The 13,778-nt window shown below is 71.1% G+C and carries 9 protein-coding genes and 1 pseudogene; 5 read left to right on the forward strand and 5 right to left on the reverse strand.

Annotated features, from left to right (window positions below; all coding sequences use genetic code 11):
- Positions 1-23: 23 nt before the first annotated feature.
- Complete coding sequence (locus tag HQ308_RS10365) at positions 24-1,205, reverse strand: glycoside hydrolase family 3 N-terminal domain-containing protein (protein WP_056441275.1); 1,182 nt, start codon at positions 1,203-1,205, stop codon at positions 24-26.
- An 85-nt stretch (positions 1,206-1,290) separates the two neighbouring features.
- Here HQ308_RS10365 and HQ308_RS10370 point away from each other — a divergent pair, with 85 nt between their 5' ends.
- The 3 genes from HQ308_RS10370 (at position 1,291) to HQ308_RS22935 (ending at position 6,333) form a co-directional block, all read left to right on the forward strand.
- The gene (locus tag HQ308_RS10370) at positions 1,291-1,758 is read left to right on the forward strand and encodes a universal stress protein (RefSeq protein WP_027506188.1); all 468 of its coding nucleotides are present in this window, start codon (positions 1,291-1,293) and stop codon (positions 1,756-1,758) included.
- 103 nt (positions 1,759-1,861) lie between these two features.
- Positions 1,862-2,023: a DUF2613 domain-containing protein gene (locus HQ308_RS10375; RefSeq protein ID WP_231476388.1), complete on the forward strand. Its 162-nt coding sequence runs from the start codon at positions 1,862-1,864 to the stop codon at positions 2,021-2,023.
- Positions 2,020-6,333, forward strand: coding sequence for an alpha-(1->3)-arabinofuranosyltransferase (locus HQ308_RS22935; protein WP_222646480.1), 4,314 nt, complete (start codon positions 2,020-2,022; stop codon positions 6,331-6,333). Before HQ308_RS10375 ends, HQ308_RS22935 begins: the two co-directional genes overlap by 4 nt.
- Positions 6,334-6,350: 17 nt before the next feature.
- Here the strand turns inward: HQ308_RS22935 and HQ308_RS10385 are convergent.
- A pseudogene (locus HQ308_RS10385) lies at positions 6,351-7,595 on the reverse strand (acyltransferase family protein); the annotation flags it as partial.
- A 20-nt stretch (positions 7,596-7,615) separates the two neighbouring features.
- Here HQ308_RS10385 and HQ308_RS10390 point away from each other — a divergent pair.
- Positions 7,616-8,743 (forward strand): DUF3068 domain-containing protein, encoded by a 1,128-nt coding sequence (locus tag HQ308_RS10390; protein ID WP_056441268.1) that lies wholly within the window; start codon positions 7,616-7,618, stop codon positions 8,741-8,743.
- A gap of 47 nt (positions 8,744-8,790) precedes the next feature.
- Here HQ308_RS10390 and HQ308_RS10395 read toward each other — a convergent pair whose 3' ends face one another.
- Genes HQ308_RS10395 through HQ308_RS10405 form a run of 3 tightly spaced genes read right to left on the reverse strand, consistent with a single transcriptional unit; the run spans position 8,791 to position 12,007 of the window.
- A complete protein-coding gene (locus HQ308_RS10395) occupies positions 8,791-9,768 on the reverse strand; it encodes an alcohol dehydrogenase catalytic domain-containing protein (protein WP_222646334.1) in 978 nt (325 codons plus the stop codon).
- 50 nt (positions 9,769-9,818) lie between these two features.
- Positions 9,819-10,781 (reverse strand): fumarylacetoacetate hydrolase family protein, encoded by a 963-nt coding sequence (locus HQ308_RS10400; RefSeq protein WP_222646335.1) that lies wholly within the window; start codon positions 10,779-10,781, stop codon positions 9,819-9,821.
- On the reverse strand, positions 10,778-12,007 hold the full coding sequence (locus tag HQ308_RS10405) for a polysaccharide biosynthesis protein (RefSeq protein ID WP_222646336.1): 1,230 nt from the start codon (positions 12,005-12,007) through the stop codon (positions 10,778-10,780). The genes HQ308_RS10400 and HQ308_RS10405 overlap by 4 nt, the downstream gene beginning before the upstream one ends.
- Positions 12,008-12,013: 6 nt before the next feature.
- Between HQ308_RS10405 and HQ308_RS10410 the strand changes: the two genes are divergently transcribed.
- Entirely contained in the window at positions 12,014-13,735 is a 1,722-nt protein-coding gene (locus HQ308_RS10410; RefSeq protein WP_222646337.1) for a hypothetical protein, read from the forward strand.
- The last annotated feature ends 43 nt before the right edge of the window (positions 13,736-13,778 follow it).

Here is a 13,778-nt window from a genome sequence, read left to right on the forward strand (position 1 = left end):
TACGTCACCGTCCGCGGGACGAGTCAGGCGCAGCCGAGGGCTCCCTTGGCCGTGAGGACGGTCCGGGCCGCATCGTCCACGCGCGCATCGCTCAACTCCCCGGACGCCACGGCCGCCTCGAGACGGTCGAGGACGCTCGGCACCGCGTCGGTGGTGATCCAGAGGGCGACGTCGGCCCCGGCGACGAGGGCGGCCAGCGCCGCGTCCTCGATGCCCAGTCGCGACGTGATCGCCGCCATGCCGGACAGGTCGTCGGTGAAGATCGGGCCGGTGAACGGCGCCGCCCCGTAGCCGGTGCCGTCACGCAGCAGTGCCATCGCGGCGGGACTGATACTGGCGGGCACGCCCTCCGTCGTCAGGCCAGGAACGTCGAGGTGTCCGACCATGGCACCCACTCCGGTGGACACGAGATCGCGGAACGGAACCAGGTCGCGGGCCTGCAGTTCGGACAGCGGCGGTGTCGTGACGGCGCCGGTGTGCGAGTCGCCCGATCCGGAGCCGTGCCCCGGGAAGTGCTTGATCACGGGCATCACCCCGGCGTCGCGGAGACCGCGCGCAGCAGCTCCGGCGTACGCGACGACGGTGGCGGGATCGTCCGAGTACGACCGGTCACCGATCACCGAGTCGTCGGGCTGGCTGCTGACGTCCACGTCGGGAGCAAAGTCGACGGTGATGCCGAGATCCTTCAGTCCACGTCCGCGCTCGAGCCACATCTCGTAGGTCTGCTCGGGGGTCATCGTGGCGGCGGTCTCGCGTGCCGAGGGCACCGAACCGAGCAGGTCGGCTGCCCGCGACACCCGGCCGCCCTCCTCGTCGATCGTCACCATGACGGGCACGGTGGCGGCCGACTGCATGCGATCGACACCGCCGCCGGTGAGCATCGTCTTGTCGGTCCAGCTACCCACGAACACACCACCCACCTGCTCGGCGCCCACCACCGCCACGGCGTCGTCGGTCCCGGTGACCCCGACCGTCAACAGCTGGGCGAGCCGCTGCCGCAGCGTCATGGCGTCGATGGCGGTGGCGCACGCATCGGGTGTGGCCGCAGGCATCTCGGACGTCGACACGACCGCCGAGGGAGCCGAGGGCGATGCCGTGGCCGCGCCGGTGGTCGTGGGTGCGGGAGCCGCCGCGTCCCCCGTCCCGCACGCCGTCGTGGCGATCGCGCACGTCGCGACCAGGGTCAGAACTCGGCGCAGGTACATACCCGAAACGTTATCGCGTGAGCCTCCCCGCAACCCGACCGCGACGGTAAGATCGTCAGCCACCGCCACAAGCCTGGAGGCTCTCATGTCGTGTGACGTCATGTTGATCGCGTACGACGGTTCGGACAATGCGCGCAGGGCGGTGGACTACGCCGGCAGATTCCTCCAGGCGAAACGCGCCATCGTGCTCACCGCGTGGGAACCGATGGTGCGACAGGCGGCCCGCATGTCCGGCCTGTCCGGAGTGATGGCGCCGGAGTGGCTGCCGGACGAGCAGACCGAGGACATCGCACTCGCCGACGCGAAGGTCACCAACAGCGAGGGCCTCGAGCTGGCCGTCCGCGCCGGCATCAACGCCGACGGGCGCTGCGAGGAGTCGCACTCCGCCATCTGGACCACCATCGTCGAGACGGCGGACGAGGTGAACGCCGACATCATCGTCACCGGGACGCGCGGCCGGACCGGTCTGCGGTCGCTGCTGCAGTCGTCCTGTGCCGATCTCGTGCTCAAGCACAGCCATCGCCCTGTACTGATCGTGCCGCCCGGCAGATGAGTGAACGGGCAGGCCGGAGGCCGGTCGAGGTGAACGGGCAGGCCGGAGGCCGGTCGAAGTGAACGGGCAGGCCGGAGGCCGGTCGAAGTGATAGGTTCTGCTCGTGAAATCCGCAGCGATCAGTGCCGTCATCGGCGTCGTGCTGGGAGTGGCCGTGGTGTTCGGCGCCACTGCCGCCGCCTCGTCCGACACCCGCCCCGAGGTCGATCGTTCCGGTAACGCCGAGTCCTCCCTCCTCAACCAGGTCGAGTACGGCAGCCGCTGACGTCCGATGCTCCCGTCACCGCGCCCGTAGGGGCCCGGTGGCGTTTCTTCTCCGCGGTCGGTGCGCTGGTCCTGGCGTTCCTGCAGGCTCCCGGCCTGACCGTTGCCGACACCAAGTACGACCTGACGCAGAACCCGCTGGGGTTCCTCTCGCGTGCGTCCCACCTGTGGACGTCCGACGCCACCTTCGGCCAGGTACAGAACCAGGCGTACGGCTACTTCTTCCCGCACGGGTCGTTCTTCGCCCTCGGTGACGTGCTGGGGCTGCCCGGGTGGGTGACGCAGCGCCTGTGGTGGGCGGTGCTGATCTTTCTCGGGTTCTGGGGTGTCCTGCGGTTGTGCGAGGCCCTCGGGGTCGGGAGCCGCGGGTCGCGGGTGGTGGGTGCGCTCGCGTTCGTCCTCGCTCCGCGGGTGATCACCACCCTGGGGTCGATCAGTTCCGAGTCACTGCCGATGATGCTGGCGCCATGGGTACTGATCCCCCTGGTCCGCGTCTTCTCCGGCCGCTCCGTGAGCATTCCGCGCGCCGCCGCGTGTTCGGCGCTGGCCGTCGCGGCGATGGGTGCCGTGAACGCCGTGGCGACGGCGGCGGCCACCCTCGTGGCGATCGTGTGGTGGCTCGCGCACAGGCCGGACGCCCGGTGGCGCCGGTTCTCGCTGTGGTGGATCGGGTGTCTCGTCGCCGCGACGACGTGGTGGCTGGTTCCCCTCTTCATTCTGCGCGGCGTCAGTCCACCGTTCCTCGACTACATCGAGTCGGCCGGCACGACGACGCAGTGGGCCTCGCTGGTGGAGGTCCTGCGCGGCACGAGCAGCTGGACACCGTTCGTCTCGCCGGAACGCATCGCCGGCGCTGTGGTGGTGACACAACCCGCCGCGGTGATCGCCTCTGCCGTCGTGGCCGCGGCGGGAATGGCCGGGCTCTGCATGCGGTCGATGCCGGCACGCGGTCGGCTGGCCCTGGTGCTGCTGATCGGGCTCGTGGGCATGACCGCCGGGTACGTCGGCGGACTGGCCTCCCCCGTCTCCGAGCAGGTGCGACTGTTCCTCGACACCTCCGGTGCGCCGCTGCGCAACATCCACAAGCTGGAACCGGTGATCCGACTGCCGTTAGCGCTGGGCCTCGCACAGTTGCTGGCGCAGGTGCCGCTGCCGGGTTCGGTGCCGTCGCCTCGCTGGCGTCGCGCGGCGTCGCACCCGGAACGGGAGCCCCTCGTCGCTTTCGCCGCACTCGTCCTGGTGGCACTCACCGTCTCGACCTCGCTGGCCTGGACCGGGCGGCTCGCGCCGCGGGGCGCGTACGAGGCCGTTCCGGCCGAATGGTCCGACGCGGCGGGCTGGTTGGCCGACCACGCGGGCACCGGAGCCGAGGGGTCCCGCGCGCTCGTCGTTCCCGGTGCGCCCCTGGCCGCTCAGCTGTGGGGGCTGACGCGGGACGAACCGTTGCAGGCGTTGGCGGCCTCGCCGTGGGCCGTCCGTGACGCGGTCCCGTTGGTGCCGCCCGGCGCGATCCGCGCCCTCGACTCGGTGCAGCGGCTTCTCGCGGACGGCAGACCGTCCGACGGGCTCGCCGACACGCTGGCATCGATGAACGTCCGCTACCTCGTGATGCGCAACGATCTCGACCCCGAGACGTCGCGTTCGACCCGGACCTCGCTGGCGCACCAGAGCATAGAGAACTCGCCCGGGCTCGAGCGGGTCGCGACCTTCGGCGACGACATCGGGCCCGGACGGGTGGACGGCATCGTCGCCGACTCCGACCTGCGCCCCACCTATCCCGCGATCGAGATCTTCGAGGCGACTCCCGGCACCCCCGCCGTCGCCGGCCCGTACACGGTGGTGGCCGACGACGTGCCCCGAGTGCAGGGCGGGCCCGAGGTCCTCGCTCGCCTGAACGAGCACCGCGAGCGCGGCGGCCTGGACCCGACTCCGGCGGGACCGGTACTTCTCGACGGCGACGCCCGGGCCGCCGGGCTCACGGTCGACGACGTCCTGGTGACGGACACCCCGATGAACCGCGAGGTGGACTTCGGCTCCGTCGACGATCACAGCAGCGCCCTGCGCACATCCGACGATCCCCGCCGCACACTCAATCTCGTGTCCGACTATCCGGTCGACGGTGCGCCGCTGGTCGAGGGCGCGTGGTCCGGTGCCCGGGTGTCCGTCTCCTCCTCGGCATCGGACGCCACCCAGTTCGGCGGCGCCTCGCCCGGCAACGGTCCGGCGGCGGCCGTCGACGGCGACGCCGCGACGAGTTGGGTGAGCAACGGCCTCGAGAGCTCGGTCGGTCAGTGGATCCAGCTCGACCTCGATCGCCCGGTGCAGTCCGGCCTGCTCGACTTCCGCACCAGCCCCGGCGCTCTGGGGTCACCGGTGAAATGGGTCGAGATCGAGACGGACAACGGGACCGCAGCCGCACGCATCACCGAACCGGGCGATCCGGTGACCGTCTCACTGCCCGCCGGCACGACGACGCGGATCCGGGTGACAGCCACCGAGACCGAGAACGGTTCGGTCGGAGCACAGTTCGGCGTCAGCGACCTTCGCCTCACCGATTACACGGATCCCGATGCGCCGACACCGGTGGTCGTCCGGCACCTCACGGAGATGCCGGCTCCGGCCGACGGCGTCACGGTGACGGGATGGAATCTGGCACAGGAGCTTCCGGGCCGGACAGGCTGCGTCGACACGCCCGATCGGGTGCGCTGCGCCGGTGGCGTGGCCGTCGAACCCGAGGAACTCGACGGTTTCCAGCGCACGCTCTCGGTTCCCAGTGGCACGGCGGTGACCCCCGAACTCTGGCTGCGCTCGCGTCAGTCGTCCGCGCTGGAGGATCTCCTGCAGGACGCCACACGTCCGCGGGCTCGGGGTGCGGCCGAGGTCACCGACGTCCGGGGGTCGACCTTCGCCCTCACGGACGGCGACGACCGCACGTCCTGGACCGCGAGTCAGGACTCGATCGAGGGCCGGGCCGGAACGTATCCCACCGTCACTCTCGAACTGCTGCAACCCGTTTCGGTCGACGGGCTCGATATCGCCCAGAGCCTCGGCGCACTGCCGTCTCATCCGACCAGGATCGCGGTGAACCTCGGGACCGGCCCCCAGGTCCGCGACGTCGACGCGGACGGCGACACCAGAGTGTCCCTCGAACCGGCGGTGACCGACCAGATCATCGTCTCGCTGCTGGACTGGGACGACGTACTCGACCGCACGGCACTGGGATTCGACCAGGTACGGCCTCCCGGTCTGGCCGAGATCACGGTGCTCTCCGAATCCGGTACCGCGTCCGCGGGGGCGGCGTTCGATCCCGACCGCCCGATCGTGACGTCGTGCGCGACCGGCCCCACCCTGACCATCGCGGATCAGCTCGTCCGCACCGCCGTCTCGACGACGGCCGGGGCGTTGGCCACCGGCGCACCGATCCGTGCGTCTCTCTGCGAGGGCGATGTCCCCGTCGCGGCGAACGTCTCCAATCCTGTTCCGCTGCCCTCGGGTTCGCAGTCCGTGTCGGTGGACCCGGGCGACGCCTTCGTCGTCGACAGCGTCGTGCTGCGCACGGCACCACTCGCTGCGTTCCCGGGCGCCGGCCCCACGCCCGTGGCGGTCACCGCGGACGAGTGGACCGCCGACTCCCGCCGCGTCGTCGTGACCGGGTCCTCGACTCAGCGCATTCTCGTGGTGCCCGAGAGCACCAACCCGGGATGGGTGGCCACGCGCCCGGACGGAGAGGTGCTCGCCCCGGTGATCGTGAACGGGTGGCAGCAGGGGTGGATTCTCCCCGCCGGCCTCTCGGGCGAGGTGACCCTGACGTTCCCCGCCGACACCTGGTACCGCACGGCGATCGTCGCGGGCCTGGCGCTTCTCGCGGCTCTGGCCGTGATGACGATGCGGCGCCGCCCGTCGGACCCCGCGACGGCACCGACACCCACCTGGCGACCCGCCCTCGTCGGCCACGCGGGACTGTTCGCCGCCGTGTGGGTCATCGGTGGGCTCGCCGCACTCGGCTGGCTGGCGGTTCTCACCGTCGCGGTCGCCGCCGTCGACCATCACTGGGGAGCCCGTGTCCGCGGTCGTGTGCTCGTCGCGATCGCGGGGCTCGGACTCAGTGTCGCCGGGGCGATGCTGTCCACCGGCCCCTGGCGTGATCCCGACGGGTACGTCGGCCACTCGGCCGTCATTCAGCTCGCAGCGCTGGCATCCGTCGGCGCCGTGGCGCTCGCGGCGCTTCCCTCGTTCGCCCGGATCCGGTCGGCCCTGCGCGCTTCCCGCCGACGCAGTGCGACACGGACCGGCTCCTCCACCAGCGCGTAGCTCGCCGCGGCGACCGGCAGCGTCAACACGACCGTCGCACCGGCGACGAGGAGGAACTGCCCGCCGAACGGGGACACCCCCAGCACGGGGAACACCACGGCCAGCACCGCGAGGTGCCAGATGAAGATGCCGTAGGACCACCGGCCGATCATCAGCGCGAACGGACCCGACAGCCACCGGGTACGGACACCCGTTCCGACGGCCAGGGGCGCGATGAGACAGAACGCGACGACGGCGCCCAAGGCCACCTTGACCGCGAACTGCCATGCCGCCGGCGTCGTGAGGTCCTGCGCGCCCGCGATCGGTGTCGACGACGCCGCGAAGACCACCGCCGCGATGCCGGTGAGCAACCATCGTCGGCTCGCGATCCGGACGACCAGCGGGACAGCAGGCAGGTCGGAGACCGGTCGGGACTGAGCGGGCAGGTCGGAGACCGGTCGGGACTGAGCGGGCAGGTCGGAGTCTGATCGGGTCTCGCGTAGTGCCAGCTCGGCAGCAGCCTCGGCCACCACCATCCCGGCCGCGAACCACGCCAGGTAGCCGGGCAGCCAGTTCTCGATGTTCACGCCGTCCGCAGTGGAGATCGGGAGAAAGGTCCACCCGAGCGACAGGGCGGACACCCCGACCAGCACCGGCGTGCGCAGACGGGCTCGAGGTCCGCGGAGCGCGGCCATGGCGACCCCGATGAACGGGAGCAGCAGATAGAACGCCACCTCGACCGACAGCGACCACATCTGGGTCATGCCCTGCGTCAACGTCAACGGGACGAACACCTGCACGAGGGTCAGGTTGGCGATCCACACCCGGACGCCACCACCCGCACCCGGCAGCAGGGCCAGCACGACGACGACCACGAGCCAGTACGCGGGCAGGATGCGTGCCGCGCGGTGCACCAGATAGGTACGGACGGACGGCCTCGGCCGCGAGCCGCGCGCGGCGGCCGCGTGGGGTCGCCACAGCAGGAACCCCGAGAGCGCGAAGAACACGGCCACCGCGAGATCGAGACGGCCGAGCAGCGGGCCCACGAGGGGTGTGCCCGTCGATCCCGTCTGGAACGCGACGTGGGTCAGCAGCACGCCGACGGCCGCGAGACCGCGCATCCCCTCGAGCGCGGGCACGAATCCGCCGATGCGCGGATCGACGCGGGCCTTCTCTGCAGTGGTCATCGTCAGGAGAGTCTGCCGCATCGCACCCGAACTCGGAGCGGCCCAATACGTTAGTGTTCGACCCATCACGGCCGGTATGCACTGACAAGTGCACATGCACAAAGGGGACCTCCAGTATGGCGAACAGATCCACACCGACGCGTGTGATCCCGCCGATCCTCATCGGGCTCGGAGCTTTCTTCCTGGTCATCGCGATCCTGATCCCGCTGTACACGGTCGGGCGCCTCGAGAAGACGCCGCTGGACCTCGAGATCACCAGCGTGTCCACCGGCACCGGGTCGGTGCTCGATTCGCGTTCGCTCACAGCGGGTTCCGCCGTCGTGGATCAGAACGTCCCCCTGATCTCCCAGCGCTTCGTCACCACGGAGGAGCCGTCGAACTCCGACGTCATCACCGTGCAGGCCGGCTCGTCGCTGCGACGCACCGATCGACAGGGTGACACCGGTCTGCTCACCGCGACCGTCGACCGCGTGAGCCTGGACCGCGTGTCCTCCATGCCGGTCGACCCGGTCGGATCCATCCAGAGCCAGGCCGACAAGCCGGCCGAGGAAGTGCCGCACACCGGACTGCAGTACAAGTTCCCGTTCGACTCGCAGAAGCAGACCTACCCCTTCTTCGACACCGTGGCCCGCGAGAGCTACGACATGACCTTCGTCGAGGAGACGCAGATCGAGGGCGTCACGGTCTACCACTACACGCAGACCATCCCCGCGGTGGACCTGTCCGCCGTCGTCCCCTCGCCGGCCAACAAGCTCGCTCTCCCCGCGAGCACGTGGGGCGTCGACGGCGGCGCCACACCGATCACGATGACGCGGTACTACGAGAACACCCGGGACATCTACGTCGAGCCCGTCACCGGCGTCATCGTCAAGGGCCAGGAGGACGTGCACCAGTACTACGCACGCCGCGCCGGGACTCCCGAGGTGGATGTGGTCAAGGCCGTCATCGGCTTCGACGACAACACCGTCACCTACCAGCTCGGTCGCGCACAGGACGGCAAGGACCAGATCGCCCTGATCGGCCGCACCGTGCCGATCGTCGCCGGCGTTCTGGGCGTCATCCTCCTGGCAGTCGGCATCGTGCTGCTCCTGCGCGGCGGCCGCACCACCCGCGGAACACGTCCGGTGGCCGACGGACCCACGACCGGACCTCGTACCTCCGGCGCCGGTTCACCCGCACCGGACCACGACTGGACGACGGACCGTACCGAGGAGATCCCCCGCACCAACCTCCGCAAGGACTGACGTCTCCGGCCTTCAGGTCATGAATCGGCCGGCCTCCGGCCTTCCCGTCAGGGAAGTAGCAGCGTCACTCCTGCAGACTCACCGAGGGCGTCCAGCGCGAGCTGGGCGTCCTCGAGTCGTCTGCGGCCTCCGATCATCGATCCCACGGCGGCGTGCGGGAGAGTGCGCAACAGTTCGGGGTACTCGTGGGCGGCCAGCCCGTGGCTGCCGAGCACGTCGATCTCTCGCGCGATCACCACGTCCATCGACACGTGCCCGCCGCCCGGAAGCAACCCGATCTGCACGTGCCGACCGCGCCGTCGCAGACCCCGGATCGCCTCGTCCGCCAACCCGGCATGCCCGGAGCACTCCAGCGCGACGTGCATGTCGTCGACCGGCGTCTGCACCGTCCGAGCTGCTCCCAGTCGGCGCGCCAGGTTCAGCGCCGAGGTGGAGCGATCCACTGCCGTCACCTCCGCGCCGGCCCCGGACGCGATGATCACCGCGGACAGGCCGAGCCCACCGCACCCGTAGACGGCGACGCGCTCGCCTGCCACCACGCGGGCGCGGCGATGAACCGCCCGCCATGCGGTCGCGTACCGGCATCCCAGAGTGGCCGCCACGTCGAACGACACCTCGTCCGGCAACGCGATCAGGTTGGTCGAGGCATACCGGACGGCGACGAATTCGGCGTACGACCCGTCGTGTGTGAACCCGGGCTGTTCCTGACGGGGACACACCTGGTGGTCGCCGGCAGCGCACGTCGGACACGACCCACACGCACACACGAAGGGGGTGGTGACGCGACGACCGATCCAGTCGCGGTCGACGTCCGCACCCACGGCGACGACCGTTCCCGCGAACTCGTGGCCCGGAACGAACGGCAGTCGCACGTCCCCGTCGTGTCCCTGCCAGGCATGCCAGTCACTCCGGCACACCCCGGTGGCGGCCACCCGGATCACCGCACCGTCGGGAGCCGCGTCGGGACGGTCGATCTCCCGCACGGTTCCCGGTCGGCCGAACTCCTCGATCACCAGTGCACGCATGCACCGACACTACTGTCGAACGACCGGCCTCCGGCCTGCCCGCTACCCAGCTAGGCAGGCTCCGCCACCGTGTTGGTCACCGACCCGATGCGCTCGACCTCGAGGCGCACCACGTCGCCCGGCCGCACCCAGCGGTCGAGTTCCATCCCGCACCCCGACGGCAAGGTCCCCGAGGTCAGCAGCTCGCCGGGGCCGATGCTCTCGGACCTGCTGGCGTAGGCGAGTCCGTCCACCAGCGACCACCGGCCGCCTCGTGTCGACGTCTCCGACCACACCTCGCCGTTGACGGTGACGGTGCCGCGCAGATCGGTCAGGTGCGGCAGGACCTCGTCCGCGGTGACCACCTCGGCACTCATGGAACTACCGAACGTCTTGGTCTTCACGACGGGTCCGAAGGGACCGTTGCGCTGCTCGTCCCACTGCACGTCGCGCGCGCTGAAGTCGTTGAACACCACGAAGCCGCCGATCGCCGCTTCCGCTTCGGCCGTCGAGGCGCTGACGACGGGCCGGACCACCAGGGCGCCGAACTCGAGTTCGAAGTCCAACAGCTCGGTGTACGCGGGCCACGACATGGGTTCGCCGTCGCCGACGACGGAGAGGTGATTGCCCGTGTAGTAGATCGGGTGCTCGACTGCCGCGGCGCCCGGCCGCAGAGGCGGGAACGGCTTCCGCGCGATCGCCTGGAACGCCTTCGCCAGTGGCACGACGGCGGGCAGGTTGCGACGCACCATCTGCTCGGCCGCCTGGTGCCAGTGCTGGTCCCACCCCGCGAAGCAGCGAAGCGATCGCGGCTCGAACGGCAGGGAGGCGAAGGACGTCGACGCAGTGGCGGTCCCGGCGGTGGCGGCCCGGTCCACGAGATCGCGCGCCACGTCGCGAGCACGCTCACCGGCACCGAGGAACTCGACGATTCCGCTCGGAAGTTCCTCTCCACCAGCAGCTCTCAGATCGACCCACGTTCCCGTGGTCTCGTGCAGCACGTCGATCCCCGTCATGCCCCTACGCAGCCTCACGGACCCACCCCCCGGATTCGGTCATCCACCGATCCAAGCACACGGACACGCCCGAGCGCGCTGGTCGAGACCACAACAGATGCGACCGCAGCGCATGCCGCGGCCACGACGACGAGCTCGGTCGCGCTGTCGACGATCGTCAGCACGAGGACGGCCTCGACCAGCAGCACGGTCCACGCCGCCAGCGCCGAGCGCGTGTCGCCGCGGGCCACGGCCGCCAGGAGACCGCACTGCACCACGGCCAACAGCGCGCCCTGCGCGGCGAACAGCCACAGCAGGTACTGCACCGGCGCGTAGTCCGCGCCCATCACCAGCGGAACGATCGGCCCGACGATCGCGGCACCCACCACCACGACGGATCCGACGCCGAGCAGCACCAGCAGGGCGGTGCGGACCGCCGACGCCGACCGACGCGGATCCGCCATCCTCGGGTACAGCACCACGCCGACCGACTGCGGGAGCCAGAAGGCGGCCTTCGCGGCGACGGCGCCGAGCGCGTAGACACCCGCGGCCTCCGGGTCGAGGACGCGTCGGGCCAGCAGGAGGTCGACCGAGGACAACGCGACGATCACGAGTTGGACCTGCGATGCGGCGAGCACGTCACGCCAGGTCCCGGCCGCGGCGGGCCGGTCGTGCTCGTCCGTCTGCTCGGCGCGGTCGACGACGATGCGCGCGGCCAGCGCCATGACCGCGGTCCCCACCGCACCCGCGACCAGGGCTGGTCCCACACCTCCGCCCAGCACCAGGGCGGTCACGGCGGGCACCACCTTCGCCAGGCCGCTCGCCGCGAGCACACCGCCGAGGGCACCGAAGTGCGAGTCTCCCTGCAACAGGCCCTGTTCAGTGGCCAGCAGCACGAGGAACGGCGCCGTCACGACGGCCGCCGCCGTGGTCACGACGTCGGTGTGGAGCAGAGCCGCCACGACGGGAGTCGCGACGACGGCGAGACCGGCGACGACCACGGCGTACAGGTGTCCGAGCCTGCGGGAGACAGCCACCGAACGACCGCGCACCCGGTCACGCGCCACGACGGTCTGCAACGCCAGCGCCGGCACCGCGAGTACCAGCTGGGCGGCGAGCAGCGACGCGAAGACCCCGTAGCCCTGCGGCCCGAGCACACGCCCGGCCGGGAGGTGCAGCAGATACGAGGCGATGTTCGCCGCCATCGACCCCGCCGTCACGATGCTCACCCCGGCCACCACGGTGGAGGTGCGCGCAGGGATCATGCCCTCATGATCGCAGGGTCGAGCAGGACAGCCGGGGCGTGGTCCCTCGCCTGGTCCGTCGTGCTCACCGGTGTCGTCCTCGGCCCGCTCCTGCGTGTGCTGCTTCCGGGTGGCGGCCACCTACTGCTGCGTGACGCGGTGTCGACGCCCCGGTCGTATCTCACCGACTCGGCCCTGGGCCTGTCCGACTCGGCAGCTCGGGCGGTTCCCCAGGACGCCGTCGTCGCGGTCGCCACAACGGTCGTCGACGGCGGTGTACTGGTCGTCGGACTGCTCGCTCTCGCTCTGATCGCCGCCGGGTGGGGCGCCGCGCAGATGACGGCGCGAGTGCTCGGCGGCGCCTCGACCGGCCCTCGTCTGGTGGCCGCCACGGTGGCCGTGTGGAACCCCTATGTGGCCGAACGTCTGCTGCAGGGACACTGGAGCCTGCTCGTCGGCTACGCGGCTCTCCCCTGGACGGTCGTCGCGACCATGACCCTCCGCGACCGCGGTGACCTGCGGTCCGCTGCGCCCCTCGTGCTGTGTCTCGGCATCGCCGGGCTGACCCCGACAGGCGTGCTGCTCTGCGCCGTTCTCGCCGTGGTGGTCCTGGCCGCACCGGGAGGGGCACGCCGCGTACGGCGGCTCGTCGTCGTGGCTGTCACCACGGTGATCGTGTCGCTGCCCTGGCTGGTGGCCACCGCCGTGTCCGGGGCCGGCACCGGCGCCGATCCGGCGGGTGTCGCGGCCTTCGCGGCGCGGGCCGAGCCCGGACTCGGGACGATCGGAGCGCTCGCCGGTCTGGGCGGCATCTGGAACGCGGACGCGGTTCCCGGCAGCCGAACCAGCCTGTTCGCCGTCGTCGGCACCGCCGTGCTGCTCGGCCTGGCCGCCGCCGGACTCCCCCGTCTGCGCCGGACCGCATCGCCCGTGGTCGCGACGCTCCTGCTCACCGGCGCCGTGTCCGTGGTGCTCGTCGCCCTCGCCGCCACCCCGATCGGGCTCGACGTCGGCCGATGGGCCGCCGAGTCGGTACCCGGTGCCGGGCTGTTCCGGGACGGTCAGAAATGGGTCGCCCTGTGGATGCCGGCACTCGCCCTGAGTGCGGGCGCCGCGGTCGATCGACCCGGTCGCAGCGGGACGCGTCCCCGGCTCGCAGCCGTGTCCGCCGTCGCCGGGCTGCTCGTCGTCCTGCCTGATCTGGCATGGGGGGTGCACGGCGCGCTGCGTCCGGTCGACTACCCCGCCGGGTGGTCCTCGGTGATCGACGGTGTCGGACCGTCCGACGCTCTCGTGGCCGTCCTGCCGACAGGTACCTTCCGCCGGTTCGACTGGTCGGGCGAGGCACCGGTCCTCGATCCCGCTCCGAGGCTGCTGGACGCCGACGTGCTCGGCACCGGAGATCTCCCGGTGGGCGGGACGGTCGTCCGGGGAGAGAACACCGTCGCGGGGCGAGTCGAAGGCCTGCTCCTGGCCGGTGCCCCGGCGAGCGACCTCGCCGCACTCGGAGTCGGGTGGATCCTGGTCGAGAGGTCGGCAGGCGAGAGCGGGAACTCCGCACGCACCCTCGCGGGCCTGGAACCCGTGTACGCGGACGCCGATCTCACGCTGTACTCACTCGCTGATCCGGTTCCTCGTGCACGCTCGGATCGTCTGCCGGCGATCGTCGCTCATCTGCTGTGGGCGGCCGCCGTCCTGATCTCGGCGGGCGTCGCCGTCACGAGAGCGCGTCGCACCCGGACTCGCTGATTCCGGACCGACCGGCCCCCGGCCTACCCGCGACCACCTACCG

Source organism: Rhodococcus sp. BP-241 (assembly GCF_019836145.1).
GTDB lineage: Bacteria > Actinomycetota > Actinomycetes > Mycobacteriales > Mycobacteriaceae > Rhodococcoides.

Excerpts from the sequence above, each read along its gene's own strand:
- HQ308_RS10395 (WP_222646334.1), bottom strand. The coding sequence starts at position 9,768 with ATGCGTGCACTGGTGATCGAGGAGTTCGGCCGACCGGGAACCGTGCGG.
- HQ308_RS10390 (WP_056441268.1), top strand. The coding sequence starts at position 7,616 with ATGGCGAACAGATCCACACCGACGCGTGTGATCCCGCCGATCCTCATC.
- HQ308_RS10405 (WP_222646336.1), bottom strand. The coding sequence starts at position 12,007 with ATGATCCCTGCGCGCACCTCCACCGTGGTGGCCGGGGTGAGCATCGTG.
- HQ308_RS10410 (WP_222646337.1), top strand. The coding sequence starts at position 12,014 with ATGATCGCAGGGTCGAGCAGGACAGCCGGGGCGTGGTCCCTCGCCTGG.
- HQ308_RS10370 (WP_027506188.1), top strand. The coding sequence starts at position 1,291 with ATGTCGTGTGACGTCATGTTGATCGCGTACGACGGTTCGGACAATGCG.
- HQ308_RS10365 (WP_056441275.1), bottom strand. The coding sequence starts at position 1,205 with ATGTACCTGCGCCGAGTTCTGACCCTGGTCGCGACGTGCGCGATCGCC.